The organism is Parageobacillus sp. G301, assembly GCF_030268025.1.
Classification (GTDB): Bacteria; Bacillota; Bacilli; order Bacillales; family Anoxybacillaceae; genus Parageobacillus_B; species Parageobacillus_B toebii.
The window spans coordinates 1,324,640-1,351,170 of the sequence record NZ_BSDB01000001.1 but is presented as its reverse complement, the minus strand read 5'-3'; the positions used below and the strand labels follow the sequence as shown (position 1 = coordinate 1,351,170).

Sequence of the window (26,531 nt, the reverse complement as noted above, 5' to 3'; positions counted from 1 at the left end):
ATTTTTACGATATATGATTTTTCACTAGAATTTCAAGAAAATTTTTGAGAAGGTGTTAACGCGATGAAACAATTTCCACTATCTGAGTTATTGCAGAGCCTTCCAAAACAGTTTTTTGCTTCGCTTGTCGATAAAGTCGCAAAAAAAATGGCGGAGGGGCATGACATCATCAATTTAGGGCAAGGAAATCCCGACCAGCCGACTCCACCGCATATCGTGGAGGCGATGCAAAAAGCGGTGGCGAACCCAAAATATCACAAATACTCGCCATTTAAAGGGTATTCCTTTTTGAAACGCGCCGTTGCTGCGTTTTATGAGCGCGAATACGGCGTTGCCGTTGATCCGGAAAAAGAAGTGGCGGTTTTGTTTGGCGGGAAAGCGGGTCTTGTGGAGATCCCGCAATGTTTAGCCAATCCAGGCGATATTGTGCTCGTGCCTGACCCGGGATATCCGGATTATTGGTCGGGGATTGCGCTGGCGCGCGCGGAAATGGTGATGATGCCATTGCGTGCGGAAAATCAGTTTTTGCCTGATTATGATGAAATTCCTGCAAATATTGCGGAAAAAGCAAAAATGATGTTTTTAAACTATCCGAATAATCCAACCGGGGCGATCGCTTCTAAGGAGTTTTTTGAAGAAACGGTGTCGTTTGCCGCAAAACACGGAATTTGCGTCGTTCATGATTTTGCTTACGGTGCGATTGGCTTTGACGGAAAAAAACCGGTCAGCTTTCTTCAAGCAGAGGGGGCAAAAGAAATTGGCGTTGAAATTTATACATTCTCCAAAACATATAATATGGCGGGCTGGCGCGTGGCGTTTGCCGTTGGAAATGAGAGCGTGATTGCGGCGATTAACTTGCTGCAAGACCATTTATATGTGAGTTTGTTTGGCGCTGTTCAAGAAGCGGCGGCAACCGCATTGCTTTCTTCGCAGCGCTGCGTGGAAGAGCTTGTCGCGCTGTATGAATCGCGGCGCAATACGCTTATTGACGCGTTGCGGCAAATTGGCTGGGATGTCGACGCCCCAAAAGGTTCATTTTTTGCGTGGCTTCCGGTGCCGAACGGATGGACATCGGAACGTTTTTCCGATTATTTGCTGGAAAAAGCGCATGTCGTTGTCGCGCCGGGAATTGGATTTGGCAAGCATGGAGAAGGATATGTGCGAGTTGGGTTATTAACAAGCGAATCCCGCCTGCAAGAAGCGGCGGAACGGATTTCGAAGCTTGGTCTTTTCTAAAATGGGTTAAAAAATGATTGACAGAGCGAAAAAATACTGTCATAATTCAAATTAAATTTTCGAGCGCGAATAGTTTGAAAAGTGAATACGATATTGCAAGCATTCTTATCAAGAGCAGGCGGAGGGACAAGCCCAATGAAGCCCGGCAACCGGCTTAACGACGGTTAAGCACGGTGCTAATTCTTGCAGCGGAAACGCTGAGAGATAAGAAGAGCGTGAATAAATAAAGCCTCTTCTTATGAAGAGGTTTTTTTGATGGATGAACAGAAAAGAGGGATGATCATGAGTCAAGTAATTGCCACATATCTTATTCACGATGAAAAAGATTTAGAGAAAAAGGCGGAAGGAATTGCGCTTGGGTTGACCGTTGGTTCGTGGACGGATTTGCCGCTTCTTGAGCAGGAACAATTGCGCAAGCATAAAGGAGTAGTTGTAAGCGTACAAGAACTCGAGGAGAACGAACGCGCCAACCGTTACTTTGGAAAACGATTGAAGAGGGGAATCGTTCGCATTGCATACCCGAGCTTAAACTTTAGCGCGGATATTCCGGCGCTTTTAACGACGGTGTTTGGCAAATTGTCGCTGGATGGAGAAGTGAGATTGCTAGATTTAACGTTTTCCGACGAATGGAAAAGACAGTTTCCTGGCCCGCGTTTTGGCATTGACGAAATCCGCAAAAAAGTGGGTGTATATGAACGTCCGCTTCTGATGAGCATTTTTAAAGGGATGATCGGCCGCGATTTAACATATTTATCCGAGCAGCTGAAACAACAAGCGCTCGGCGGGGTCGATCTCGTTAAAGACGATGAAATTTTGTTTGAAAACGAATTAACGCCGTTTGAAAAGCGAATTACGGCTGGAAAAGCGGTGTTAAACGAAGTGTACGAAAAGACAGGAAAACGGACGTTATATGCGGTGAACTTGACTGGAAAAACGTTCGAATTGAAAGAGAAAGCAAAACGCGCAGTCGAATTAGGTGCCGATGTATTGTTATTTAACGTATTTGCGTACGGTTTGGATGTGCTCCAAGGGTTGCGCGAAGATGATGAGATCACCATTCCGATCATGGCTCATCCGGCATTCAGCGGGGCGCTTACTCCATCGGAGTTTTACGGAATAAAAGCATCCTTGCTGCTTGGCAAATTGCTTCGCCTTGTTGGTGCGGATTTTGTGCTTTTTCCATCGCCATACGGAAGCGTTGCCCTTGATAAAGAAGAGGCGCTTGGCATTGCCGCAGAGTTGACGAATGATAAGGAGCCGTTTAAACGGTCGTTCCCGGTTCCGTCAGCCGGCATTCATCCAGGGCTTGTGCCATTATTGTTCCGCGATTTTGGCATAGATAGCATCGTCAATGCAGGCGGCGGCATACATGGACATCCAGACGGAGCAGCAGGTGGCGGCAGAGCATTTCGCGCTGCGATTGATGCGGCTCTTGCCGGAAAATCGCTTCATGAAGCAGCGCGCGAAAATGAGGCGTTGCGAAAGGCGATTGACTTATGGGGCGCAGTAGAGGTGACATCATGACAAAACCAATCATCTTTTGTGATTTTGATGGGACGATTACAGACAATGACAACATTATCGCGATTATGAAACGGTTTGCGCCGCCGGAATGGGAAACGTTAAAAGAAGATATATTATCACAGCGCATCTCGGTGCAAGAAGGGGTTGGCGCGATGTTTTCCCTTCTTCCATCGAGTTGGAAAGAAGAGATTGTCGATTTCATTTTACAAAACGCCCGCATTCGCGACGGGTTTCGCGAATTTGTCGCGTTTACGAAGGAACGTGATATTCCGCTATATGTCATAAGCGGCGGCATTGACTTTTTTGTCTATCCGCTTTTAGAAGGGCTCATCGAAAAAGAGCGCATCTTCTGCAATGGCTCTGATTTCAGCGGGGAGGCGATTCGCATTACATGGCCGCATTCATGTGATGAACAGTGTCAAAACGGCTGTGGCTGCTGCAAGCCGTCGCTGCTTCGAAAATTGACAAAGCCCGATGCCTTTCACATCGTCATCGGCGATTCGATCACTGATTTAGCAGTGGCAAGGCTGGCGGATCATGTTATCGCACGCGACTTTTTGCTTCAAAAATGTCAAGAACTAAATATTCCACATACGCCGTTTACGACGTTTTTCGATGTCATTCATTTTCTGGAGACGATGGAGGTGAGGTCATGAGTTTGCTCCTAAAGAGATGGAAAGAGCTTGCCGAGGTAAAAGCAGAATTGGCGGCGCGCGATTGGTTTTTCGCCACAAGCGGAAACTTGTCGATCAAGGTAACCGATGACCCGCTCACTTTTTTAGTCACGGCAAGCGGCAAAGACAAACGCAAGCAGACAGACGAAGATTTTTTGCTTGTCGACGCTTCCGGAAATCCAGTGGAGAATACGAATTTAAAGCCGTCTGCCGAAACGCTTTTGCATGTGGAAATTTACAAGAAAACGAACGCGGGCTGCAGCCTCCACGTCCATACGATCGACAATAATGTTATCTCCGAATTGTACGGAGATGAGGGAGAAGTTGCGTTTTCCGGCCAAGAAATTATTAAAGCGTTTGGGATTTGGGAAGAAGATGCGGTCATCCGCATTCCGATTATTCCGAATTACGCGCATATTCCAACGCTTGCGAAGGAATTTGCCAAGCATGTAAACGGCGACGCCGGCGCGGTATTGATCCGCAACCATGGCATTACCGTCTGGGGGCGGGATGCGTTTGAGGCGAAGAAGTTTTTAGAAGCATGGGAGTTTTTATTCAGCTGGCACGTCAAGTGGCTGCTGCTAAAGCAGGCCGCCGTGCTGCCGGTTGTTAAATCATAAAAATTGATGAAGGGGGAAATTCCAATGGCAGTAATCAGAGTGAGAAAAACAGGAGAAGTGATTGAAGGGGAAGAAAATGTCCGCAGCTTTTTAAACAAACAAGGCGTGTTGTACGAGCATTGGGACATTAACAAACTGCCGGAACATTTGCGCAACAAATATGTATTGACCGACGAAGAAAAAGAGGAAATTTTGGCGACGTTTAAAGAAGAAATTGAAGATTTGGCGGCGAGAAGAGGCTACAAAACTTGGGATATCGTCGCCTTATCGGATGCGACGCCGAATTTGGATGAACTGTTGAAAAAGTTTGAACAAGTGCACATTCATACGGAAGACGAAGTGCGCGCTATTACTGCTGGCCATGGCATTTTTATCATCAAAGGGGACAGCGAAACAGGGTATTTTGATGTCGAGCTTGAAGCGGGCGATGTCATTTCTGTGCCGGAAGGAAACCCGCATTATTTCACCTTAATGGATGACCGCCAAGTCGTCGCCGTCCGCCTGTTTATCGATCCGTCCGGCTGGGTTGCCCATCCGTATGAAGAAAAAGAAGAAGTAGGCCAGTAATGGCAATAACCCCCTGTCTTCTTCAAGCAGGGGGTTGTTTTTATTAAAACGATTCTACTAAAAAAATCATAAATAATATGCCAATGATAAACGAATAGGTAGATGTCCGCTCATTTCCATCCCCATGGCTTTCCGGAATCAATTCTTTATAAATAATAAACAACATTGCACCTGCGGCGAATGCAAGGCCATACGGGACGAGCTGGCGAAAAAAGGATGTTAAATAAAACCCGAGAAGTGATGTCACGATTTCAACCGCTCCTGTAAGTGTAGCGATGATAAACGCCTTCCATCTTCCAATCTGTTGATGAATTAAAAAAAGCGCGACTAAAAATCCTTCCGGAGCGTTTTGTAATCCAATGGCTAGCGCGATTAAATTACCTGTTTCCGATACGTTCGAAGCATAGCTGACCCCGACCGACAATCCTTCTGGAATGTTATGTAAGGTAATGGCTGCAATAATGAGCATCGCTTTTTCATCAAACTGAATTCCTTTTTTTGTATGTTCTAAATCAATATGCGGAACCGTCATTTCCAAAATGGTTAAAATAAGGACTCCAAAAAATAACCCGATCGTTAAAGCGAAAAAACCGCCTGCCTGTAATGCTTCAGGAATTAAACTCATCATGGAAGCCGCCATCATAATTCCAGCTGAAAACGCCAGCAATATGTCCCGCCAGCGGTGAGTAATCGATTTCGCCAAAAATAAAATTGGGATCGCACCTAATCCAGTGGATAACGCGGAAAGTATACTCCCAATGAATACTTGTTTCATCAAATCCTCCTTTCCGTACCTTTAGTGTTTTTATATGCGTTTTGAAATAAAAGGTGATAACCGTCCAAGCACTAAAAATGATTTATTCATATACTATATAATAATAAACAAAAATAACCAAATAGCGAGCATCTCGCTTGACGGGGGAAAAGGTGTCCTCAAAAAAAGATTTGCACCGTGTTTAATATTTCAAGTATAATGCAAATAAGAAAATGTTTTTAAGAGAATAGTGGATATAAATACTGATAATGATGTTAAATTCAACCAACAAAAGGGTTTGATTGTGGATGACGAGGGAGAAAGACATTGAACAATCGCTAAAATTGTTTATCGTATTATCAAGAGCATATCGATCTGTCGGCGATCAAGTGAATAAGTCGATTCAATCATTTGGCGTGAATCCGACGGAGTTTGCGGTCTTAGAATTGCTTTACCATAAAGGGGATCAGCCGTTGCAGCAAATTGGTGGCAAAATTTTGCTCGCTAGCGGCAGCATTACATATGTAATAGACAAGCTGGAGCAAAAAGGGTTAATTGTGCGAAAAGCATGTGAAACAGACCGCCGTGTCACATATGCTTCGATTACGGAAAAGGGAAGAGCGTTTATCGAAAAGGTTTTCCCGGAGCATGCGCAAACGATTCACGAAACCGTTTCTGGCTTGACTCCTGAAGAAAAGGAACAGGCGATTTCATTATTGAAAAAGTTGGGATACGGTGCAAAAAGAGAATAGCTGTTTGTTTAAAATAAGTGGCTGCTTATTGCAGCCACTTATTTTTTGAAAAAAGGGATAAGCTATAAAAGGAAAAGGAGGAGATAATTTATGATGATTCCAGTCGGGGTGTCCAACCGCCATATTCATTTATCGAAAGAGCATCTGGCGCAATTGTTTGGTGAAGGTGCGGAGTTAACGGTGTTAAAGCCGCTGTCGCAGCCGGGGCAATTTGCTGCCAATGAAACGGTTACCGTTGAAGGACCAAAAGGGAAAATAGAAAACGTTCGCGTGCTAGGTCCTGCTCGTTCTATGACACAGCTGGAAATTTCCAAGACAGACAGCTTTAAACTTGGAGTGCAAGCGCCCGTTCGCTTGTCGGGGGACATCGAAGGCACGCCGGGAATTACCATTCACGGTCCAAATGGCACGGTTACTGTTGATAAAGGGGTCATTATTGCGAAACGGCATATTCATATGACCCCGAAAGATGCGGAAACGTTCGGAGTAAAAGATAAGCAAGTGGTAAAAGTGAAAACGCAAGGGGAACGCGCTTTAATTTTTGATGAAGTAATTGTTCGCGTCAATGAAAATTTCGCGCTGGACATGCATATTGATACAGACGAAGCGAATGCGGCAGGATTAAAAACGGGAGATTACGTCGAGTTAATCCGATAATGGTAACACGAAAAAGAGTCCCGGTCACGGGACTCTCGTTTTATGAATGTTGTTCAAACGAACCGACATTGAGCATTTTCCTGACAAGCTAGGACATCGTATCTCGTTATGCCGACATTTTTTGTTTTTCCTCTGATTGCTGTGCCGCTTTTTTCACTTGCGGGTAGAAGAAGATGCCGCTTAGAAGCAGGACAACTCCAAGCATAAACGTTTTGATATCCGCGGTGCCGGCGATGATGACCCAGATGGAATAGATAGTCGCAAAAGCGGCGATCACCCCATCGATGATGCGGCCTCGTGCCGACCCCTTGTACGTTTCGCCGGTCAGCGTCAGTTTCAATTGGAAGACGGAGGCGATAAAATACGGGACAAGATACGCCAATGTCGCAATGTAAATGACAAAGTCAAACGCCGCCGACATCGAATTAGAAATGGTTGAGAAAATAAAAATTTGCGCCAATCCATTCGAAAGAACTAAAGAAAAGCTTGGCACTTTCTTTTTATTTTCCTTTAAAAACGCTGGAATAAACAAACCTTGTTTTGCCGCTTGATATGGTACTTCAGCGCTTAATAACACCCAACCGAGCGTGGAGCCGAGCAAGCTGATCAATCCAAGTCCGGCAAGAACATAGCCGCCGCTTGGGCCTAAAATCGTGACAATGGCATCCACAAGCGGTTTTTCTGACTGAATAAGTTCTTTTTGCGGCAATACTCCCATGACAAGGATGCTAATGCCGATATAAATCGCGAGAGCAATCAACAAGCCAAGGATTGTCGCACGCTTGACGTCGGCTTGTTTGCGCGCGCGCGATGCAAAAACAATCGCTGATTCGACGCCGATAAACGCCCATAATGTCGATACAGCCGCATTCTTGATTTGACTTAATAATCCAATCGAATGCCCTGCATCATCATAACGCGGGGCAACAAACGAGCCAATGTTGCTTTTTTCAAACGCAAATAAAGCGATAATGATAAATAGGAAAAATCCGAGCACTTTTGCCGCGGTAGCGACAAAGTTTAGCTTTCCCGCGTCTTCGATGCCGCGCAAAATGATGAAATGCATTCCCCATAACAATGCGGTACATATAAGAAACGTCAACAAGTTCCCAAGCTTTACATCAAGAGAACCGATGGAAAATAATGTTTGTTTGCTTGTTAAAATTGGAAAAAACGTTGATAAATAGCTGGTAAACGTCGTAATAATCGCCACGTTGCCGGCAAAGTTGCCAATCCAATATCCCCATGAAGACATAAAGCCAGATAGGATCGAGATGTTCGAGCCTTTCGGAAACAATTCTTTCGCATAAATCTGCGGCCCGCCATTTAGTTCCGGTTTGCGAATCGCCAAATTACCGAATACGAGCGCGGTCATTAATACACCGCCGCCCGTTAATAACCACGCGAAAATGACACCAAGCGGGCTTGCCGCTTCCGCTAGCGAGCGCGGCAGCATAAAAATTCCCGATCCCACCATATTTCCAACGACAAGCGCCGTTAATAACCATAATCCAAGTTTTTGCTGTTGCAAAGTTGATAGCTCCTTCCTGACGATAATTAAGTTTTAGCTTTTTTCGCAAAAAAATACACCCCAAAGTTTTCAACGGGTGCATGTGGCCATCCGCATCCAACTTCCAATCGATAGTGCTTCATCGTTTGTTGCAACGATACATGTTCGGATACAGGCCCAGTCTACGGCGTCAGAGTCCGCCGCAAACTTCGGCAACTTTCTTCATTGACTCTCTGCGCCTCGTTTCTACAACTCTTGTTCATTGCAGCATGTATACCGCCTATGTGGATGAGAAAGAAAAAATATTCAATTGGTGTTATTATTATACGTTCTTTCGACAAATTTCGTCAACAACCTTTTGTAATCGAAAAAAAGGATTTTACGTGTACGAATGGAATACAATCTAAGATAAGGAAAACGAGAGAAAAGGAAGGGATTGCGTTGAAATTTTCTGAATTTCGCTACGAACGTCCGAACTTAGAGAAGTTAAAAGAATCTTTTCAACAAGCGTTGCAATCGTTCCAGAAGGCAAGCAGCGCAGAAGAACAGGATGAGGCGATGAAGGAAATTAATAAGCTTCGCAACGATTTCAGCACGATGGCGCAAATTTGCTATATTCGCCATACGGTTGATACGAACGATGAGTTTTATAAGCAGGAACAAGATTTTTTCGATGAAGTTGAGCCAATTGTTAAAGGGCTTGTGAACGATTATTACCGTGCGTTTGTTTCGTCTCCGTTCCGTTCGCAGCTTGAAGAAAAATGGGGGAAACAGTTATTTGCGCTCGCTGAGACGGAATTAAAAACGTATTCTCCAGACATTGTGGAAGATCTGCAGCTGGAAAATAAGCTGACGAGCGAATATACAAAATTGGTCGCTTCGGCAAAAATTTTCTTTGAAGGGGAAGAACGGACGTTAGCGCAGCTGCAGCCGTTTGTCGAATCGCCGGACCGCGAGATGCGCAAGCGGGCGAGTGAGGCGCGTTTTGCCTTTTTCCAAGAACATGAGGAGAAGCTCGATGAAATTTACGATCAGCTTGTGAAAGTGCGCACCGCCATCGCGCAAAAGCTCGGATTTAAAAACTTCGTGGAACTCGGTTATGCCCGTCTTGGACGGACTGATTACAACGCCGAGATGGTTGCGAAATTCCGCAAACAAGTCGAAAAGCATATCGTTCCAATTGCTGTGAGGCTTCGCGAGCGGCAACGGGCGCGCATCGGTGTCGAGAAGCTGAAATATTATGATGAAGCGTTTGTTTTTCCAACCGGCAATCCAACGCCAAAAGGGGACGCAAACTGGATTATTGAAAACGGGAAAAAGATGTACGAAGAACTGTCGCCGGAAACAGGCGAGTTTTTCCGGTATATGATCGATCATGAACTAATGGACCTCGTTGCGAAAAAAGGAAAAGCAGGCGGCGGCTATTGCACCTATATCGAAAACTATAAAGCGCCGTTTATTTTCTCGAACTTTACCGGCACATCCGGAGACATCGACGTGCTTACCCATGAGGCGGGGCACGCATTTCAAGTGTACGAAAGCCGCCATTTCGAAATTCCGGAATACATCTGGCCGACCTTGGAGGCATGCGAAATTCATTCGATGAGCATGGAATTTTTCACATGGCCGTGGATGAAGTTATTCTTCGGGGAAGATGCGGAAAAATATAAATTCTATCATTTGAGCGATGCTTTATTATTTTTGCCGTATGGCGTAGCGGTGGACGAATTTCAGCATTTTGTATACGAAAATCCGAACGCGACGCCGGCGGAACGGAAGCAAGCATGGCGGAAGATTGAAAAGAAATATATGCCGACACGAGACTATGACGGCAACGATTATTTAGAACGCGGCGGCTTTTGGCAGCGGCAAAGCCATATTTATACGAACGCATTCTACTATATCGACTATACCCTTGCACAAATTTGCGCATTCCAATTTTGGAAACGTTCGCGTGAAAACTATAAAGAGGCGTGGAATGATTATTTAACTTTATGCCGTCAAGGCGGAAGCAAGCCGTTTACCGAATTGGTCCGCGTCGCCAACCTTATTTCGCCGTTTGAAGACGGCTGCGTCCAATCGGTAGTCGGCGAGATCGAGAGATGGTTGAATAGTGTTGACGATCAGAGCTTATAGATGGAAATAATAGTTAAGGGGGGAAGAAATCAAGCGAGATTTCTTCCTTATCTTTTAGGAAAAATATAATGGGAGGTGTAGACCTGGTTACTAAAATCGTTGTTGTGTACTGACCGATGGAAGGAATGGTGCACGACAGGTGCCGCCGCTAACAGCGAGCCACGGGGTGTCTTTCACAGCAGGTGAGACATTAGGATTCTCTTCCTGATGGAACTCAGGTGTTTCCTGAGCGGCAAGCTGTTTTGCTGGTTCCATCGTGATGAGTCGATTTTTATGATTTTAGTAGCCGGGAAAACTATGTTGTCAAAAGAAGAAATCCTTGGTTTTTTATCACAAAATTTTCGATTATTAAAAGAAAACTACGGAGTCAAACGTATCGGCGTTTTTGGATCTTATAGCAGAAATGAACAAACAGCTGACAGCGATATAGACATTTTGGTGGAGTTTGAGCCTTCCGCCATCACATTTGACCATTATATGGATTTAAAAATTTTCTTAGAAGATCATTTTCATAAACCGGTCGACCTAGTGATACTGGATGACATTAAACCTACGTTAAAACCATATATATTGGAGGATGTTCAATATGCCGAGGGAGCCTAAGGTTTTTTTGGAAGATATTCTTATGGCGATCGATAAAATCCAAAAGTATACGAAAAATATGGATTATGAATCTTTTTTAGATAATGAACTTGTATGTGATGCGGTTATTAAAAACATATTGGTGATTGGTGAAGCGGCGAAAAACATTCCACAAGAAATAAGGCAGAAGAATTCACAGATTGAGTGGAGAAAGATAGCAGGTATGCGTGATATGATGATCCACGGCTATTTTTCTGTCAATTATCGTATCGTCTGGGATGTGGTAATCAATAAAATTCCAGTACTTAAGCAGGATATTGAGAAATTGTTAAACGATACAAATATGTAGTGAACGGAGCAAATATAGTATGAATTGGGGGAAGGGGCATGAATGTTCGCAAAGCAACGATCGATGATGCGCACGCCATCGTGCATGTCGAAAGCTGGAAAACGACATATGAAGGGATTGTGCCTGCGGAGTATTTGGCGCAATTAAGCGTAAGCGAAAAAGAACAGCTTTGGCAACGTGGATTAAATCAATCGAAACACTCGATTTTTGTCGTTGAAGAAGACGGAAACGTATGCGGATTTATTTCCGGCGGCAAGAACCGTGCTACACAAGGGAAAAAAGCGGAGTATAAAGGGGAAATATACGCGATTTATTTGTTGAAAGAAGCTCAAGGGAAAGGATACGGGACAAAGCTTGTCAAAGCGCTAGTTGATGATTTTCAACGCGAGCGGATTCGTTCTATGGTCGTGTGGGTGCTTGCTGATAATCCGTCGCGCCGATTTTACGAGAGGCTAGGAGGCGAGAAAATCGCTGAGGAAGTCGTTGATATCGGTGGGAAAAAGCTGACGGAATGGTGCTATGGATGGAAAAGCATCGAATATTTCGCAAATAAATAAGTAGCTGCCTAGGCAAAAGGCAGCTTTAAAAATATCATTCAATAAGTGATTACTCACTTTAAAATATAGGCAATATCATATAAAATATAAGTGAGTAATCACTCACTATAAAAGGAGGAAGAGCTTGTGTCCGGGAAGCCGTGTATTCGTATGGAACATGTGTCGAAGCGTTTTGGGAAAAAGACGGTTATTGAAGACGTATCGCTTGACGTATACAGAGGGGAAATTTTTGGGATGCTTGGACCTTCGGGAGCGGGAAAAACGACGATTGTCAAAATGATTGCCGGCATTGACGAAGCTACTCAAGGAACCATTCATGTGTTAAATACGAAGATGCCGAATCTTCATGTGATGAAGCGAATTGGTTTTATGGCCCAGTCCGATGCGTTATATGGCGAATTAACGGCGTTCGAAAATTTGCAGTTTTTCGCTTCCATTTACGGATTAAAAGGGAAAAAGCAAAAGCAACGCATCCACGAGGTGATGGAGCTTGTCAATCTGACAGACCATATCAAAAAGCCCGTCCATCAATATTCGGGAGGGATGAAACGGCGGTTGTCGCTGGCGATATCTTTGCTGCATGAACCGGAGGTACTGCTTTTAGACGAGCCGACGGTTGGCATTGATCCTGTGCTTCGTCAGGCAATTTGGGAGGAACTAGACAGAATCCGCCAAAATGGAACAACGATTGTCGTGACAACCCATGTCATGGATGAAGCCGAGAAATGCCAGCGTCTTGCCATGATTCGCGATGGCTGTCTTATTGCCGTCGGAAGTCCGGCGGAGTTAAAGAAAGAAACGAATTCAGAAACCATTGAACAAGCATTTTTATATTTTGGAGGTGCACGGCAATGAGAGTTTGGGCCATCGTGATACGCATCATCCGCCAGTTTTTCCGCGATAAACGAACGCTTGCGTTAATGATTGTGGCTCCCATGTTTGTGCTATTTTTAATGAATCTTGTGTTTAATGGTGAGGAATATCAACCAGCCATTGCCGTTAGTAAAAACGTTCCAGAGGTTGTTGTGGAGAAGTTAGCGAAATACGATGCTGATGTCGAAGAGCTTACGAAGGCAACAGCTCGTAAACAGCTGGAAAAACAGCAAATTGATGCGTTTATGGAAATGGATAAAGGAGCACCGGAAATTACGTTAGAAGGAAGCGATCCTACTGTTAATAAAGCGGTGCTTATGACTGTGCAAAAAGCGCTTCAAGAATTAGCTCCGCAAACACGATCGTTGCAATTGAAAACAACGTACTTGCACGGTTCAGAAGACATGGAACTATTCGATAATTTCGGTCCTGTGTTAATTGGTTTTTTCGTTTTCTTTTTCGTCTTCTTAATCGCCGGTGTTTCTTTCCTCCGCGAACGTACGGGAGGAACGCTCGAACGCTTGCTGGCGACACCGCTTCGACGTTGGGAAATCGTGGCTGGCTATGTTATTGGATTTGGCATTTTTACTACGTTTCAAGCGAGTTTAATTTCCTGGTTTGCTGTTGATATTCTTGACATGATGATGGAAGGTTCTTTTGTATACGTGCTATTGATTACATTTTTATTGGCGATGACCGCGTTAACATTAGGAACATTGCTGTCTGCGTTTGCCAACAATGAGCTGCAAATGATGCAATTTATCCCACTAGTCGTCATACCGCAAGTTTTCTTTTCCGGATTGTTTAACTTAGATACAATGGAGGAGTGGCTCCGTTCTTTAAGTGTGGTTATGCCGCTGACGTATGGAGCGGATGCGCTTCGGGAAATTATGATCCGCGGCAATGGCTGGAACGAAATTGCCAAAGACGTATATGTTTTACTTGGTTTTGCTGTATTGTTTATGATATTAAATGTAGTAGCATTAAAAAAATATCGAAAATTGTAAGGAGTATAAAGAATGAACGAGCAGCAGTGGCTGAAAGAACTGTTGAAGCTAAATGAGGAAGATGTGAAGCTTAGTGAAAAACAAATCAAAATTTTAGAAGCGGCGATTGAAATGTTCGCCGAAAAAGGCTATGCGGCCACTTCGACAAGCGAAATCGCCAAGAAGGCGGGCGTGGCGGAAGGGACGATTTTCCGCCATTATAAAACGAAAAAGGATTTGCTGCTGGCGATTGTCACTCCGACGCTATTTCAATCCGTCGCCCCATTTTTAGCAAAAGAGTTTGTCAAAGAAGTGTTCGATAGTCAGTATCAAAGCTATGAAGAGTTCATCCGCGTTCTTTTGAAAAACCGCTATGAATTTGTGAAAAAATACTTGCCGGCGATCCGCGTTTTCTGGCAGGAAATCGCGTTTCATGAGGAGATTAAGGAACAGCTTCAGCGCGTTTTTACGGTACATGTATATCAAAAATTTAAGAAAATTGTGGAATATTTTCAAACGAAAGGAGAAATTGCCGCAATTCCCGTTGATTCGGTCATCCGCATGACGATCACGACGATTGCGGGATTTTTGGTGACTCGGTTTATCGTATTGCCTGATTACGAGTGGGATGACGAAGCGGAAATGGAACGGACGATTCAGTTTTTAATGAACGGTCTTGCGAAAAAAACGCCTAATTCTTAGTGAACATAAACCTTTATCTAGTGCTAATCATGTATATAAAATAAGACCGAAGTGCTGCAACAACTCCGGTCATGCATAGACGGTTCCCTTCAGGGGAGCGGCAGTAGGACGGGAATCATCCACCCAATTCGTCAGTTCAAGGGTGGATGATTTTTTTGGTTGTGAGACAGTGCCGAAACGACTAATCTATTTACGGATGTCAGCTGGCTTGACGTAATCGCCCGGATGAATATGTAAATATTCAAGTTGTTCGTAAGGAGATGATCTTGTTAGGGGAAGCTCCTTTTTCCTTAAGGCAGGTGGCATACTCATTTGGCATCTTTCCCACCCTTTGACTTATACGGTGAGTTTGGAAAGGCACCATTAAAGCATATCGGTTAAAAAAAGCGTTATATGACAAGTATATTACGAAAAAGACGAGATTGTTGGATATATAATTCACATTATACGCAATTTAAAATGCCGCTTTTATGATGTAATCGCCCCCCTTGATGTTTCAAGGGGGATGATTCATCGGGAAGTAAAACCGTGGAATAAATAGTATGTCAGAGGGCAGAAATTGTTTTTAGAAGTTAATGCTAGGAATCTTAAAATGAGAAACCGTTTCATTGATTTTTTATTTTTCTTTTCAATAGTTCAACGATGGGGAAGGGAATTCGATGTTTTTTGGCCATATCAATGCTTGTTATTTCTGGATTTTGCTCTAATTCTTTTTCAATAATGGCTTGAATTTCTTCTTTTTTTAATTTGATTCACTCCTGTTTTTTGATATTTAAAGTCCATTGTTATAAAGCTTTTGAAAATCATTTTAGATTTAGTACTGGAAATGTGTTTAAATACCGCTCGGCGTAATCGCGATACCAAGAGGAAAGTTTCCCACAGGTATCGGTGCTCCGATGACGGTGTTGGTTATGGTGTCAATGACTGATACAGTACCGTCACCTGAATTGGTAACATAAGCACGGGTTCCATCTGGCGTAATGGCTATACCTTCAGGAAAGTTTCCCACAGGTATCGGTGCTCCGATGACGGTGTTGCTTGAGGTGTCAATGACTGATACAGTACCGTCACCTGAATTGGTAACATAAGCACGGGTTCCATCTGGCGTAATCGCGATACCAACAGGGCCGTCTCCCACAGGAGAGATAGTTGTGATGACTGTGTTGGTTGAGGTATCAATGACTGATACACTATCGTCAACTACATTGGTAACATAAGCACGGGTTCCATCTGGCGTAATGGCTATACCTTCAGGAAAGTTTCCTACAGATATAGTATCGATGACTGTGTTGGTTAAGGTGTCAATGACTGATACAGTATTGCCAAATAAGAAATTGGTAACATAAGCCCGAGTGCCATCTGGCGTAATGGCTATACCTTCAGGAAAGTTTCCTACAGATATAGTATCGATGACTGTGTTGGTTAAGGTGTCAATGACTGATACACTATCGTCAACTACATTGGTAACATAAGCACGGGTTCCATCTGGCGTAATCGCGATACCTTGAGGAACGTCTCCTACAGGTATAGGTGCTCCGATGACTGTGTTGGTTAAGGTGTCAATGACTGATACAGTATTGTCAAATCTATTGCCAACATAAGCCCGAGTGCCATCTGGCGTAATGGCTATAGCCCTAGGACTATCTCCCACAGGTATAGGTGCTCCGATGACTGTGTTGGTTGAGGTGTCAATGACTGATACAGTATCGTCATCTGCATTGGTAACATATGCAAAAATCGGTGGTCTCGGTGGTTCTGGTGGTTCTGGTGGTATAGGTCCATGCACTGTCACTATTCTCATATTGGTACAACTACATCTTACCCTTGGTGTATTGTTACTATTCCATCTCTCTTTTCCATGTTTTGACAATATGTTTCACCTCTTTTCACTAGGATACTTCAGTATATGAACAGGATAATAAGTTGGATTAGACACAAATTATAGGTTAAGTGTTTACATCAAAATTAGGCGATGGAATATTCGGAGAATGAGATAACCGAAAAGAGGTATTCGCTCTTTAAACTAGACATATAATTTACGTTATATGACTAACAATTGATTCTTTTTTATGATATACTCGTCATATAATGTTATTTTTTTAATCGATTTTTTGCTCTTCAAACCCTTTTAAACTCGTCGTATAAGTGGAAGGATGAAAAAGATGCTGCACGAATATGAAACATATTTGCAAGAGAAGGGGTTTTCTCCTAACACCGTGATCTCCTATCTCAATGACGTGAATCAGTTTTTGAAAGACTTGCATCTTCGTCCAGGCGATTACGTCACGTCGGCCGACATTCGCAAATGGATTCAGCAAATGTTAAATCCGGCCGAAGGGAAACCGTTGGCCATTTCCACGATCAATCGCCGTCTGAATTCGCTGCGAAGCTTCTATGCGTGGGCGGTGGAACATCATAAGATTGAACAGAACCCAATGAAAGATATCCAGGATTTAAAATCAGCCGATGAAGATAACGAAAAAATCATGTGGCTGACGGAAGAAGAATTCGAGGACTTATTGCATCGGATGCGGAAAAAACCAGTTCAAAGCCGAGGAGTCGATCCTGAGGAGAAATATCGCCGGGATCGTGCGGTGGTGTATTTGCTTACCTATGCGGGATTGCGAGTGGAAGAGTTATCCAATTTAAAATTAACGGACTTAGATTTAGAGATGAAACGAATTCGAATTGTGGGAAAAGGGATGAAGGTCCGGACCGTACCGATCTCAAACATCCTACTGGCGGAACTTGAGGATTGGCTGAAGTTTCGCGCGGAAATGGCGAAAAAGAAACCGCATGTGGCCGCATCGCCATACGTCTTTTACAGCCAACGCTCGCCGAAGTTTTCGGTCCGAGGCATTCAGCGAATGATCGAAAGCTACAGCCTGCCGAATAAAAAATTAACTCCACATATGTTCCGACATACGTTTTGCAAGTGGATGCTAAAGGCGACGAACAACGATATTGAGAAAGTGCGGAGACTCGCCGGTCATAGCAATATCGCTACAACGTCTCGATATTTAAAGGATAGCTATAGTGATCTTGCTGATACCATGGAGGCGTTGCCGAAATTCTAATAAAGTTTGTTGTGCGTAGGCGTCGCCGATAACGATTCGGATAGTTCAGTACGGCCATGGCAATCCTCGAAAGAAGATCCAAAGATACCATGGCCTTTGGCATTTTCATCACAATTTAACCGACACTTGCTCCAGTCAAAGACGGTCAAATCTCCCTCTGCTCAATTAAAAACAAGAGGTAATTCTTTGATGCAAAGACAAGACTTCCTTTAAAAAATGTCACATTATCTGTATGTTACGAGGATTTGCCGAAGCGTATGAAGCCCTCGAGTGAATGTTTGAAGAACGTTATTGTTAACCAAATATTGTAAATAAATAAAATAAGGGGATTCTCCCTTTCCACACAGGAGACTTGAATATTCAGTCTCCTGTGTGGAGGAAACAGCCCTACTCTATTCTAAATCCATTTCAGAGATACCCTATCTATCTTACATTACACAAAATTCTTGACGGTACCGCACATTCCGTATCGAACCCTTTCAAAATAGTATATGAAAAATAAAATAATCAAATGTTAGCATACATTTGTAAAAATACAAATACATATGCAAAAAAAGATACTTAAATGAGAACCTGCACGATGGAATTGGTTTTTTCCTTGATATGATTCTTTGGTCTACATAAATAAGGGGGGATGTTATTTGTGTTGTAACCGTTTACAAAAAGGATCGCCAGGTAATTAAGCCTACAAGTTCGTTAGTAATGAAATACACTAAATTACCAAATGAAATGATGTAAGTTTCGTATTAATAGGAGATCATTTTTCTGAATATTAATTATATTTTTAAATTAATTGGTTGTTGGAGTTGTTTTAATGAATTGCATTAATAAATTTAAGAATGGAGTGATCATATGCCACTTATTGTATTGGCATTAGGGATTGTTTTATTATTTCTACTAATCATAGTTTTTCAGCTTAACGCTTTTCTATCTCTGATTTTATCGGCCATATTCGTTGGGGTTTTCCAAGGGATGGAACCATTAACTATTGTCAAATCAATTGAATCCGGCCTTGGAGGTACCCTAGGACATTTAGCCATCATTATTGGCTTGGGTGCTATTTTCGGGAAAATCATATCTGAAGGCGGTGGAGCCCACAGAATTGCAAGATCTCTAATTAATAATTTTGGTGAAAAAAGAGTGGATTGGGCAATTTGCCTGGCATCTTTCATATTGGGGATAATATTATTCTTCGAAGTCACTTTCATTTTGTTGATTCCAATAGTTTACACTGTTGCAGTTGAAGCAAGGGTGAAGCTGCTAAAAGTGGGTATACCGTTTTTAGCAGCAATATCAATAACACACTGCTTTTTACCTCCACATCCAGGACCAACTGCTATTTCGTCTGTTTTAGGAGCCAATTTAGGAGTTGTTCTGGCCTATGGGCTAATTCTAGCAATTCCAGCTTCAGTTATTTTCGGACCTCTATTTTCTAGATTGTATAAAAATTGGGATGTAGAAGTTCCAGATCATTTAGTCACAAAGGCAGAATTCAACATGGATGAAGTCCCATCATTTGCAACTTGCGTCTTAACGACTTTGTCGCCGGTTATTCTCATTTTGATCGGGGTAATTGCAGAATATACACTTCCGAAAACCTCTACAATCTACAAAATTTTAACCTTTATCGGTAATGCTGATATATCTTTGCTTATATCGCTCTTTATCGCAGTATATGTATTTGGTTTGCGTAAAAAAAGAAAGACGATTCCTCAACTAATGAAAATCGCAGAGGAAGCACTGATTTCTATGGGCGGAATTATATTCATTCTTGGTGGCGGTGGTGCATTCAAACAAGTTATTATTGATAGTGGAATGGCTGATTATATTGCTCATTTCACAAAGGGATGGAATATCTCGCCATTTATATTAGCATGGATTATTGCCTGTATAATACGGTTAGCCGTAGGGTCTGCCACGGTAACAGTTTTAACCACTTCAGCAATGATGTCGCCAATTGTACAAGAAACAGGTGTTAGCCCTGAATTGATGGTGTTAGCAATTGGAACCGCTTCCATAGCTTTTGCTCCACCAAGTGATGTGTCTTTCTGGATGACAAAAGAATATTTTAACTTGACGATAGGACAGACAGTGAAAACAGTTTGTTTAATGTTTACTCTTATTGCTATTTATGGATTGCTTGGAGTATTAGCGTTAAGCACGATGATTGGTTAATATCCACGTTTCATTTATTAAAGACATAAAAATAGCCCCTTTCTCACCATGAAAGGGGCTTATTGCTTTTCACCTCAACCAGTTCATTCGTTAAATCCTCAATTTCTTTTCTTCGATCATCAGTTTCTTCTTTGCTCACACGAAAATGACTATCTTCTAATATGATCACATCGACGACCTTGTCAAGTCATCGGGTCCATGTTGTCTATCAAAGGGGAATTTACATAATAATTTGGGCTTGACCTATAAAAAATAGGTATATACAAAAAGATAAGGAAAAAATCTCGTTTCATTTTGTCGGATATTGTTGGACGAAACATAAATCATTATGACTATACAATCATTTTTTTTTGAATTAAAATCAGAAATGTATCAATAATCTATTTTTTCAGAAAATAAATAATGAGGAGGAAGAAATAATGAAAGCCGCGAAAATTATTCAGCACAAAAAACCATTGGAAATTTTAAATGTCCCGGATCCTAAACCAGGGCCGGAAGATGCGGTAATAAAAATCGAAGCTTGCGGGGTTTGCCGCAGCGACTGGCATGCGTGGCAAGGGGATTGGTCGTGGATCGGCTTGTCCCCGGAATTACCGATAACACCTGGACATGAATTTGGAGGTGTAATCGAAGAAGTTGGCAAAGATGTGAAGTCGTTTCGCCCGGGAGATCGTGTCACAGTTCCGTTCCATTCCGCCTGTGGACGATGTGAATACTGCAAAAAAGGTGTGCCGAATTTATGCGAAAACCTCCAAATTTATGGTCTTGTTTCTGGACTTGAAGGAGGATATGCGGAGTATGTATTGGTTCGCAATGCCGATTTTAACCTGATCAGACTCCCGGAAAATGTTGACAGTTTAACAGCTGCAGCTTTAGGCTGCCGTTACATGACTGGATATCACGGTATTGTCAGAGGCAATGTCAAGCCTGGTGATTGGGTGGCCGTGCATGGAGCTGGCGGAGTAGGCCTTTCTGCGATTCAGGTGGCCAATGCATTAGGAGCGCAAGTTATAGCCGTTGATATTGATGATCAAAAACTTGAAATCGCAAAGCAGGAAGGCGCCGCTGCAGTCGTCAATGCCAGAAAAGAAAACGTTGTCGAAGCAATTAAAGAAATCACAAAAGGAGGTGCACATGTCGGACTGGATGCTTTAGGCATCAAGGATACCGTTCTTAATTCGGTTCTGTCCTTAAGAAAAGGAGGAAGACATGTTCAAGTAGGTTTAACCACATCAGAAGAAGGAGGTTTTGTATCGCTCCCTGTTGACCTGATTACGGCATCTGAAATTGAGTTTGTAGGAAGCATCGGAAATCCTCATCCTGATTATCGCGGCCTATTAAGCTTGATTTCTTCCGGACGATTGAATCCGAAGCGCTTGGTTGAACGTGAAATCAAATTGGAAGATGTAAACGCTGTATTCGAAAATATGTCGCAATATAATACGAAAGGGTTTAACGTCATCACGAAATTTTAATGGATCAACCAAACCCTTCTGGAATCCTTCCGGAAGGGTTAATTATTTATTCATCGTGAGCAATCATTTAAATAAACCATAGCTGATCTTGCCCCGCTAAAAGTAAATAAGCGTCACCTGTTGAAATTGTTAATGAGGTAATTGGTATATTTTAAAAAATTAGGAATATTGTTTTAATGTGTCTCTAAAGGACAGTGCAATGTTTTTTGGAAGTGATTTCAAAATTAATAAAATGGGAGTGAAGTGTATGCAAAATGTCAGTGCAAAAGGGATGGAATTAAGCCCTAGATTAGTAGAGTTTTTAAACGGCGTAAAAAAAATGTACATAAACGGCGAATGGGTAGACTCCGTTTCTGGTAAAACGTTTGAAACAGTCAATCCTGCAACTGGTGAAAAGTTAGCGGATGTAGCAGAAGCAGGTCCGGAGGATATTGATTTGGCGGTAAGAGCGGCAAGAGAAGCGTTTGATCGTGGACCATGGTCAAGAATAAGCGCAGCTGAGAGAAGCCGCTTAATTTATAAACTGGCTGATTTAATGGAAGAGCATAAATTAGAATTAGCACAGCTTGAAACATTGGACAACGGAAAACCAATTCGCGAAACATCTAATGCAGACGTACCTTTAGCGATTGAACATCTCCGTTATTATGCAGGCTGGGCAACGAAAATTGTGGGGCAAACCATCCCTGTTCAAGGAAACTATTTTAACTATACGCGTCATGAACCAGTGGGGGTAGTCGGACAAATTATTCCGTGGAACTTCCCATTATTAATGGCTGCATGGAAACTAGGCGCTGCCCTTGCGACAGGTTGTACAGTCGTCTTAAAGCCTGCTGAGCAAACACCTCTATCTGCTCTTTACTTAGCAAAATTAATAGAAGAAGTTGGATTTCCGAAAGGTGTTGTCAACATTGTGCCTGGCTATGGCGAAACAGCGGGTGCGCCGCTAGTGGATCATCCATTAGTGGATAAAATCGCCTTCACAGGTTCAACGGCTGTCGGAAAACAAATCATGAAGCAAGCAAGCGAGTCATTAAAACGGGTAACACTTGAACTTGGCGGTAAATCTCCGAACATCATTTTGCCTGATGCAGATTTGACGAAAGCAGTTCCTGGCGCATTTATGGGAATTATGTTTAACCAAGGTCAAGTATGTTGCGCAGGAAGCCGCTTATATGTTCAAAAGAAAATGTACGACAATGTAGTAGCTGATTTAGCCTCTCTTACAAAAACAATTAAACAAGGCAATGGTTTATTGCCAGAGACGACAATGGGCCCTCTGGTTTCAGAAGAACAGCAAAAACGCGTCAAAGGATATATTGATAAAGGAATTGAAGAAGGAGCCGAATTAGTAGTAGGCGGTACTATCCCATACGAAAAAGGCTATTTCGTCGCTCCAACCGTTTTTGCTGATGTGAACCATTCAATGACCATCGCAAAAGAAGAAATTTTCGGCCCAGTTGTAGCGGCGATGCCGTTTGATGATTTAGATGATCTTGTTGCAAAGGCAAACGATTCGCTTTATGGTTTAGCTGCTGGTGTTTGGACGCAGGATATAAAGAAAGCCCACTACCTCGCACATCGCATTAAAGCAGGTACGGTATGGGTGAACTGCTATAACGTATTTGACGCGGCAAGTCCATTTGGAGGCTATAAGCAATCAGGCATCGGACGTGAATGTGGCAGCTACGCGTTAGATAACTATACAGAAGTGAAGAGTGTCTGGGTAAACATGAACTAAGCCATTCTAGATATATTTCAATATGTAAAAAAGCATCTGCTCATCAAAGCGGATGCTTTCTTTAATATCTCCCTCCATATTTTTTGTAATGCCATTCCATTCATGAAGGATCTCTTCCTTGTTCCTGCCAAAACAATCGGAAAATGAATGTAAAGGTATACCCTTTAAGAATAATCCGTTTTAGTAATTGATACTAAGCTCGATCAAAATATACATAGAGGGTATTGGAGTTCATCGAAATGTGAGAAAACAACGGATTGTCGAATGAATTATGTAAATTGGAAATGAATGGGCTTTACAATCATCTTTTTTATTTATTTTCCGTTTGATTATGAAGAAGGCTTGCTGCATCTATTGCAAAAAGATAGGCCTGCCGCCTATCTTTTCAGTGTACAGTATTTAGTAGGGGCGGATTTTTGCTTCAAATTGTCTAAGCGTTAATTGATTTAACTCTGGAAAACCTTCTTCTTTCAAGGAAATGGTTTTTCCCTCATAAACAGGGTAGACTCCTTGCCATCCCCCGACAATGGTATACAATTCTGTTCCTTTAACAGGTTTTAGAAAGCAAACATATCGACCCTCAGCCATCGGTCCTGGATAAACTTTGTTGAGAGGATGTAAAGGATCAGGAAGGGGTTCAATACCGGTTGATAACACGTTAATGATTTTGCCGCCGGTTCCCTTTAAATATTTGTCGACATGAAAGCTTTGTACAAAATTAACGAGCTTCCCCCCTTGTACAGACTTATTTAACGGCTGTTTCTGGAAAGAAGTATCGAACCAACCATAAGCAATTAATGTTGAGCCGCTTACTAAATCCTTTAAGTTTGCGGCACGCTTGATATTTACTGCTTGTTTTGGAATGGTAATTTTCTGCGCCTGAACAGGTAAATGAAACGTAAATAGCAAACATATACAGATTAAAAACTTAGACCATACTTTCATTCCATCACCTCATAATATATCTTTGTTGAGCGCTACTATTGTTTAACAATCTTTCCCGTTTTATGCATGTTTCCTTTGTCCTCATCAGTAAAGTAGGTTTTTTCCTTATCATAAAAGGATTGTTAAATGGATTGGCGTCAAGCTTCTGCAGGCATGTTTTCTATCGAAAGGGGCGACTTTAATTACTTATTTCGCAGGACATTAAGTTTGACATGTTTGACGCTCCATATAAAGGTATGCATCCAATTTGTAATTATCTTTCAATCTGGAATAATGTGATAACGTACAAGCGAATAAGGATGGGCAAAAAAAGAACCGCCTTTCCCATTAAGGGATCAGGCGGTTTGTTTATGCAAAGGTTTGGCGACAATCGCATCGTTTTCGACATCGATGCGAATCGCTTTGACTTGATCGTTTTCATCCAGCAGCACATCGGCGATTTTGTCTTCGACATGTTCTTGGATGACGCGGCGGAGCGGACGAGCGCCGAATGCTGGATGGTAGCCGAGTTCGGCTAATTTTTCTTTCGCCGCTTGCGAAACGTCAAGGTCGATGTGCTGTTCGTGCATTGCCGCTTTTACTTCGTCAAGCATGAGATCAACAATTTGCAGCATATGTTCTTTTTTCAACGATTTGAATTCAATAATCGCATCGAAACGGTTTAAAAACTCTGGTTTGAAGTATGCGTTTAATGAGTCGAGAATGCTTGTTTGTGTTTGTTGTTTTTCAAATCCGACCGTAATTTTTTTGTCTGTCACGCCGGCGTTGCTTGTTGCGATAATGACTGTATCTTTAAAGCTTACGGTGCGTCCTTGGCTGTCAGTGAGACGGCCGTCTTCTAAAATTTGAAGGAAAATGTGTTGCACATCTGGGTGCGCTTTTTCAATCTCGTCAAGCAAGATAATGCTGTATGGATTGCGGCGCACTTTTTCTGTAAGCTGGCCGGCTTCTTCGTGACCGACATAGCCAGGAGGCGAACCGATTAATTTCGATACCGAATGTTTTTCCATGTATTCGCTCATGTCGAGGCGAATCATTGCGTCTTTTGAGCCGAATAGCTCTTCTGCCAACGTTTTCGCCAGCTCTGTTTTTCCGACGCCAGTCGGACCAACGAATAAGAACGAACCGATTGGGCGGTGTTTTGCTTTTAATCCCGCGCGGCTGCGGCGGATTGCTTTGGCGACTTTTTTGACCGCTTCTTCTTGGCCAATGACTTTTTTCGCTAAGTTTTCTTCTAAATGTTTCATTTTTTCTTTTTCATCGGCCTGCAGTTTGCCGACAGGAATGCCTGTTTTCTCTTCGATGATGCGTTGAATATCAGCAACATCGACAACTGGGCGTTCTTGGTTTACGCCGTTTTGCAATTGTTTTTCCAATTTCAACTCTTCGCTGCGCAATTTCGCTGCCAGTTCGAAATTTTCTTCTTTCACTGCTTTTGCTTTTTCTTTGGCGATTTGCGCAAGGCGTTCTTGAATTTGTTTTTCATCTGTCGGACCGAGGCGCAAGTTCGCTTTGGAGCCGGCTTCGTCTAACAAGTCGATCGCTTTGTCCGGCAAGAAGCGGTCTTGAATGTAACGGTGCGACAATTTGACGCACGCTTCAATCGCTTCGTCCGTATATTTCACATGATGGAATTGCTCGTATTTCGGCTGAATCCCTTTTAAAATCGTGATCGCTTCTTCGACCGTTGGTTCATGCACGATAACTGGTTGGAAACGGCGTTCAAGCGCAGCGTCTTTTTCAATTTGGCGATATTCTTTCAACGTTGTAGCGCCGACGACTTGCAATTCTCCACGCGCAAGCGCTGGTTTTAAAATGTTGCCCGCGTCCATCGAACCTTCCGCCGAACCGGCGCCGACGAGCAAGTGAATTTCATCGATGAAGAGAATGACGTTTTTCCGGCGCTGCAATTCAGCGATGAGCCGTTTCATCCGCTCTTCGAATTGACCGCGAATGCCTGTATTCGCAACAAGCGATGCGACGTCAAGCAAATATACTTCTTTGTTTAATAGTTTTTCCGGAACTTGCCCTTCAGCGATTTTCAAGGCGAGTCCTTCGACAATCGCTGTTTTACCGACACCTGGTTCCCCGATTAATACCGGGTTGTTTTTATTGCGGCGGTTTAAAATTTCAATGACGCGTTCAATCTCTTTATCGCGTCCGATGACTGGGTCAATCAGACCGGCTTTCGCAAGCTGTGTTAAGTTGCGGCCAAATTGGTCTAAGAAACCGCCACCTTTTCTGTTTCGTTTCGATGGTTGTGCGATATTCGGTTGCGGCGCGTTCATTTCTGAAAATGGCGTTTCTGAAATTGGTGAAAATCCGTTCATCAAGAAATCGTCAAATGGGAATGACGAGAAATTATCGAAACCGAAATTGATCGGAATAGTCAGCTCTTGTTTTTGTTTTTCATAACATTCGTGGCAAAGGTGCATTTGCTTTTTCTCATGATTGATTTGCAAATTGACAAATACCGTCGCTTCGTTTTGATGACATACTTGACAAAGCATGAGGCATAACCTCCTTTTTCGCTCTTTTGACTTTGACTATCTTTGACTTTCTGATTTTATTATACTTTGACCATCTTTGACTTTCAAGTGTTTTTTTACAAAAAATTTGTTGTAACCGTGAAATGTTTT

At 42.7% G+C, this 26,531-nt stretch carries 23 protein-coding genes and 1 riboswitch; of the genes, 18 read left to right on the top strand and 5 right to left on the bottom strand.

Annotated features, from left to right (window positions below; translation table 11 throughout):
* Positions 1–63: 63 nt before the first annotated feature.
* From QSJ37_RS06855 to QSJ37_RS06835, 5 genes are all read left to right on the top strand, one after another.
* Positions 64–1,236 carry a pyridoxal phosphate-dependent aminotransferase gene (locus QSJ37_RS06855; protein WP_285754462.1) on the top strand — a complete coding sequence of 391 codons (1,173 nt, stop codon included), beginning with the start codon at positions 64–66 and terminating at the stop codon, positions 1,234–1,236.
* 102 nt (positions 1,237–1,338) lie between these two features.
* Positions 1,339–1,447: riboswitch (SAM riboswitch) on the top strand.
* Positions 1,448–1,518: 71 nt separating this feature from the next.
* Positions 1,519–2,760, top strand: a complete 1,242-nt coding sequence (mtnW, locus tag QSJ37_RS06850; protein WP_285754778.1) for a 2,3-diketo-5-methylthiopentyl-1-phosphate enolase — start codon at positions 1,519–1,521, stop codon at positions 2,758–2,760.
* Positions 2,757–3,416: a 2-hydroxy-3-keto-5-methylthiopentenyl-1-phosphate phosphatase gene (gene mtnX / locus QSJ37_RS06845; protein WP_285754461.1), complete on the top strand. Its 660-nt coding sequence runs from the start codon at positions 2,757–2,759 to the stop codon at positions 3,414–3,416. Before mtnW ends, mtnX begins: the two co-directional genes overlap by 4 nt.
* Positions 3,413–4,054, top strand: coding sequence for a methylthioribulose 1-phosphate dehydratase (locus QSJ37_RS06840; RefSeq protein ID WP_285754460.1), 642 nt, complete (start codon positions 3,413–3,415; stop codon positions 4,052–4,054). Before mtnX ends, QSJ37_RS06840 begins: the two co-directional genes overlap by 4 nt.
* 24 nt (positions 4,055–4,078) lie before the next feature.
* Positions 4,079–4,621 (top strand): 1,2-dihydroxy-3-keto-5-methylthiopentene dioxygenase, encoded by a 543-nt coding sequence (locus tag QSJ37_RS06835; protein ID WP_285754459.1) that lies wholly within the window; start codon positions 4,079–4,081, stop codon positions 4,619–4,621.
* Positions 4,622–4,664: 43 nt separating this feature from the next.
* Here QSJ37_RS06835 and QSJ37_RS06830 read toward each other — a convergent pair whose 3' ends face one another.
* Entirely contained in the window at positions 4,665–5,396 is a 732-nt protein-coding gene (locus QSJ37_RS06830) for a ZIP family metal transporter (RefSeq protein ID WP_285754458.1), read from the bottom strand.
* A 287-nt stretch (positions 5,397–5,683) separates the two neighbouring features.
* Here QSJ37_RS06830 and QSJ37_RS06825 point away from each other — a divergent pair, with 287 nt between their 5' ends.
* Both QSJ37_RS06825 and QSJ37_RS06820 read left to right on the top strand, forming a co-directional pair.
* A complete protein-coding gene (locus QSJ37_RS06825) occupies positions 5,684–6,127 on the top strand; it encodes a MarR family winged helix-turn-helix transcriptional regulator (RefSeq protein ID WP_285754457.1) in 444 nt (147 codons plus the stop codon).
* 90 nt (positions 6,128–6,217) lie between these two features.
* Entirely contained in the window at positions 6,218–6,784 is a 567-nt protein-coding gene (locus QSJ37_RS06820; RefSeq protein ID WP_285754456.1) for a phosphate propanoyltransferase, read from the top strand.
* A 106-nt stretch (positions 6,785–6,890) separates the two neighbouring features.
* On the opposite strand, the gene QSJ37_RS06815 is transcribed toward QSJ37_RS06820, so the two are convergent.
* Positions 6,891–8,315: an amino acid permease gene (locus tag QSJ37_RS06815; protein ID WP_285754455.1), complete on the bottom strand. Its 1,425-nt coding sequence runs from the start codon at positions 8,313–8,315 to the stop codon at positions 6,891–6,893.
* A gap of 420 nt (positions 8,316–8,735) precedes the next feature.
* Between QSJ37_RS06815 and QSJ37_RS06810 the strand changes: the two genes are divergently transcribed.
* From QSJ37_RS06810 to QSJ37_RS06780, 7 genes are all read left to right on the top strand, one after another.
* Entirely contained in the window at positions 8,736–10,430 is a 1,695-nt protein-coding gene (locus tag QSJ37_RS06810; RefSeq protein WP_285754454.1) for a M3 family oligoendopeptidase, read from the top strand.
* A 297-nt stretch (positions 10,431–10,727) separates the two neighbouring features.
* Complete coding sequence (locus QSJ37_RS06805) at positions 10,728–11,033, top strand: nucleotidyltransferase family protein (RefSeq protein ID WP_285754777.1); 306 nt, start codon at positions 10,728–10,730, stop codon at positions 11,031–11,033.
* Positions 11,034–11,055: 22 nt separating this feature from the next.
* Complete coding sequence (locus QSJ37_RS06800; RefSeq protein ID WP_260676111.1) at positions 11,056–11,361, top strand: HepT-like ribonuclease domain-containing protein; 306 nt, start codon at positions 11,056–11,058, stop codon at positions 11,359–11,361.
* Positions 11,362–11,399: 38 nt separating this feature from the next.
* Entirely contained in the window at positions 11,400–11,918 is a 519-nt protein-coding gene (locus QSJ37_RS06795; RefSeq protein WP_285754453.1) for a GNAT family N-acetyltransferase, read from the top strand.
* Positions 11,919–12,044: 126 nt separating this feature from the next.
* Positions 12,045–12,773: an ABC transporter ATP-binding protein gene (locus QSJ37_RS06790; protein WP_285754452.1), complete on the top strand. Its 729-nt coding sequence runs from the start codon at positions 12,045–12,047 to the stop codon at positions 12,771–12,773.
* Positions 12,770–13,798, top strand: a complete 1,029-nt coding sequence (locus QSJ37_RS06785) for an ABC transporter permease (RefSeq protein ID WP_285754451.1) — start codon at positions 12,770–12,772, stop codon at positions 13,796–13,798. Before QSJ37_RS06790 ends, QSJ37_RS06785 begins: the two co-directional genes overlap by 4 nt.
* A gap of 12 nt (positions 13,799–13,810) precedes the next feature.
* Positions 13,811–14,479 (top strand): TetR/AcrR family transcriptional regulator, encoded by a 669-nt coding sequence (locus QSJ37_RS06780; protein ID WP_081189234.1) that lies wholly within the window; start codon positions 13,811–13,813, stop codon positions 14,477–14,479.
* Between the two features lie 832 nt (positions 14,480–15,311).
* On the opposite strand, the gene QSJ37_RS06775 is transcribed toward QSJ37_RS06780, so the two are convergent.
* Positions 15,312–16,349: a beta-propeller fold lactonase family protein gene (locus QSJ37_RS06775; RefSeq protein WP_285754450.1), complete on the bottom strand. Its 1,038-nt coding sequence runs from the start codon at positions 16,347–16,349 to the stop codon at positions 15,312–15,314.
* A 292-nt stretch (positions 16,350–16,641) separates the two neighbouring features.
* Between QSJ37_RS06775 and QSJ37_RS06770 the strand changes: the two genes are divergently transcribed.
* The 4 genes from QSJ37_RS06770 (at position 16,642) to QSJ37_RS06755 (ending at position 22,947) form a co-directional block, all read left to right on the top strand.
* Positions 16,642–17,556 carry a tyrosine-type recombinase/integrase gene (locus QSJ37_RS06770; RefSeq protein WP_285754449.1) on the top strand — a complete coding sequence of 305 codons (915 nt, stop codon included), beginning with the start codon at positions 16,642–16,644 and terminating at the stop codon, positions 17,554–17,556.
* 852 nt (positions 17,557–18,408) lie between these two features.
* On the top strand, positions 18,409–19,731 hold the full coding sequence (locus tag QSJ37_RS06765) for a gluconate:H+ symporter (RefSeq protein WP_285754448.1): 1,323 nt from the start codon (positions 18,409–18,411) through the stop codon (positions 19,729–19,731).
* Between the two features lie 419 nt (positions 19,732–20,150).
* On the top strand, positions 20,151–21,206 hold the full coding sequence (locus tag QSJ37_RS06760) for a zinc-dependent alcohol dehydrogenase family protein (RefSeq protein WP_285754447.1): 1,056 nt from the start codon (positions 20,151–20,153) through the stop codon (positions 21,204–21,206).
* Positions 21,207–21,453: 247 nt separating this feature from the next.
* Positions 21,454–22,947: an aldehyde dehydrogenase family protein gene (locus QSJ37_RS06755; RefSeq protein ID WP_285754446.1), complete on the top strand. Its 1,494-nt coding sequence runs from the start codon at positions 21,454–21,456 to the stop codon at positions 22,945–22,947.
* 399 nt (positions 22,948–23,346) lie between these two features.
* Here QSJ37_RS06755 and QSJ37_RS06745 read toward each other — a convergent pair whose 3' ends face one another.
* Together QSJ37_RS06745 and QSJ37_RS06740 are read right to left on the bottom strand one after the other, a co-directional pair.
* Positions 23,347–23,892: a hypothetical protein gene (locus QSJ37_RS06745; RefSeq protein WP_285754445.1), complete on the bottom strand. Its 546-nt coding sequence runs from the start codon at positions 23,890–23,892 to the stop codon at positions 23,347–23,349.
* A 335-nt stretch (positions 23,893–24,227) separates the two neighbouring features.
* Complete coding sequence (locus tag QSJ37_RS06740; protein ID WP_285754444.1) at positions 24,228–26,402, bottom strand: ATP-dependent Clp protease ATP-binding subunit; 2,175 nt, start codon at positions 26,400–26,402, stop codon at positions 24,228–24,230.
* Between the last annotated feature and the right edge of the window lie 129 nt (positions 26,403–26,531).

Bases quoted from the DNA above. Each gene is read 5' to 3' on its own strand.
- QSJ37_RS06855 (WP_285754462.1), top strand. From the start codon at position 64: ATGAAACAATTTCCACTATCTGAGTTATTGCAGAGCCTTCCAAAACAG.
- mtnW (WP_285754778.1), top strand. From the start codon at position 1,519: ATGAGTCAAGTAATTGCCACATATCTTATTCACGATGAAAAAGATTTA.
- mtnX (WP_285754461.1), top strand. From the start codon at position 2,757: ATGACAAAACCAATCATCTTTTGTGATTTTGATGGGACGATTACAGAC.
- QSJ37_RS06840 (WP_285754460.1), top strand. From the start codon at position 3,413: ATGAGTTTGCTCCTAAAGAGATGGAAAGAGCTTGCCGAGGTAAAAGCA.
- QSJ37_RS06835 (WP_285754459.1), top strand. From the start codon at position 4,079: ATGGCAGTAATCAGAGTGAGAAAAACAGGAGAAGTGATTGAAGGGGAA.
- QSJ37_RS06830 (WP_285754458.1), bottom strand. From the start codon at position 5,396: ATGAAACAAGTATTCATTGGGAGTATACTTTCCGCGTTATCCACTGGA.
- QSJ37_RS06825 (WP_285754457.1), top strand. From the start codon at position 5,684: ATGACGAGGGAGAAAGACATTGAACAATCGCTAAAATTGTTTATCGTA.
- QSJ37_RS06820 (WP_285754456.1), top strand. From the start codon at position 6,218: ATGATGATTCCAGTCGGGGTGTCCAACCGCCATATTCATTTATCGAAA.
- QSJ37_RS06805 (WP_285754777.1), top strand. From the start codon at position 10,728: ATGTTGTCAAAAGAAGAAATCCTTGGTTTTTTATCACAAAATTTTCGA.
- QSJ37_RS06800 (WP_260676111.1), top strand. From the start codon at position 11,056: ATGGCGATCGATAAAATCCAAAAGTATACGAAAAATATGGATTATGAA.
- QSJ37_RS06795 (WP_285754453.1), top strand. From the start codon at position 11,400: ATGAATGTTCGCAAAGCAACGATCGATGATGCGCACGCCATCGTGCAT.
- QSJ37_RS06785 (WP_285754451.1), top strand. From the start codon at position 12,770: ATGAGAGTTTGGGCCATCGTGATACGCATCATCCGCCAGTTTTTCCGC.
- QSJ37_RS06780 (WP_081189234.1), top strand. From the start codon at position 13,811: ATGAACGAGCAGCAGTGGCTGAAAGAACTGTTGAAGCTAAATGAGGAA.
- QSJ37_RS06770 (WP_285754449.1), top strand. From the start codon at position 16,642: ATGCTGCACGAATATGAAACATATTTGCAAGAGAAGGGGTTTTCTCCT.
- QSJ37_RS06765 (WP_285754448.1), top strand. From the start codon at position 18,409: ATGCCACTTATTGTATTGGCATTAGGGATTGTTTTATTATTTCTACTA.
- QSJ37_RS06760 (WP_285754447.1), top strand. From the start codon at position 20,151: ATGAAAGCCGCGAAAATTATTCAGCACAAAAAACCATTGGAAATTTTA.
- QSJ37_RS06755 (WP_285754446.1), top strand. From the start codon at position 21,454: ATGCAAAATGTCAGTGCAAAAGGGATGGAATTAAGCCCTAGATTAGTA.
- QSJ37_RS06745 (WP_285754445.1), bottom strand. From the start codon at position 23,892: ATGAAAGTATGGTCTAAGTTTTTAATCTGTATATGTTTGCTATTTACG.
- QSJ37_RS06740 (WP_285754444.1), bottom strand. From the start codon at position 26,402: ATGCTTTGTCAAGTATGTCATCAAAACGAAGCGACGGTATTTGTCAAT.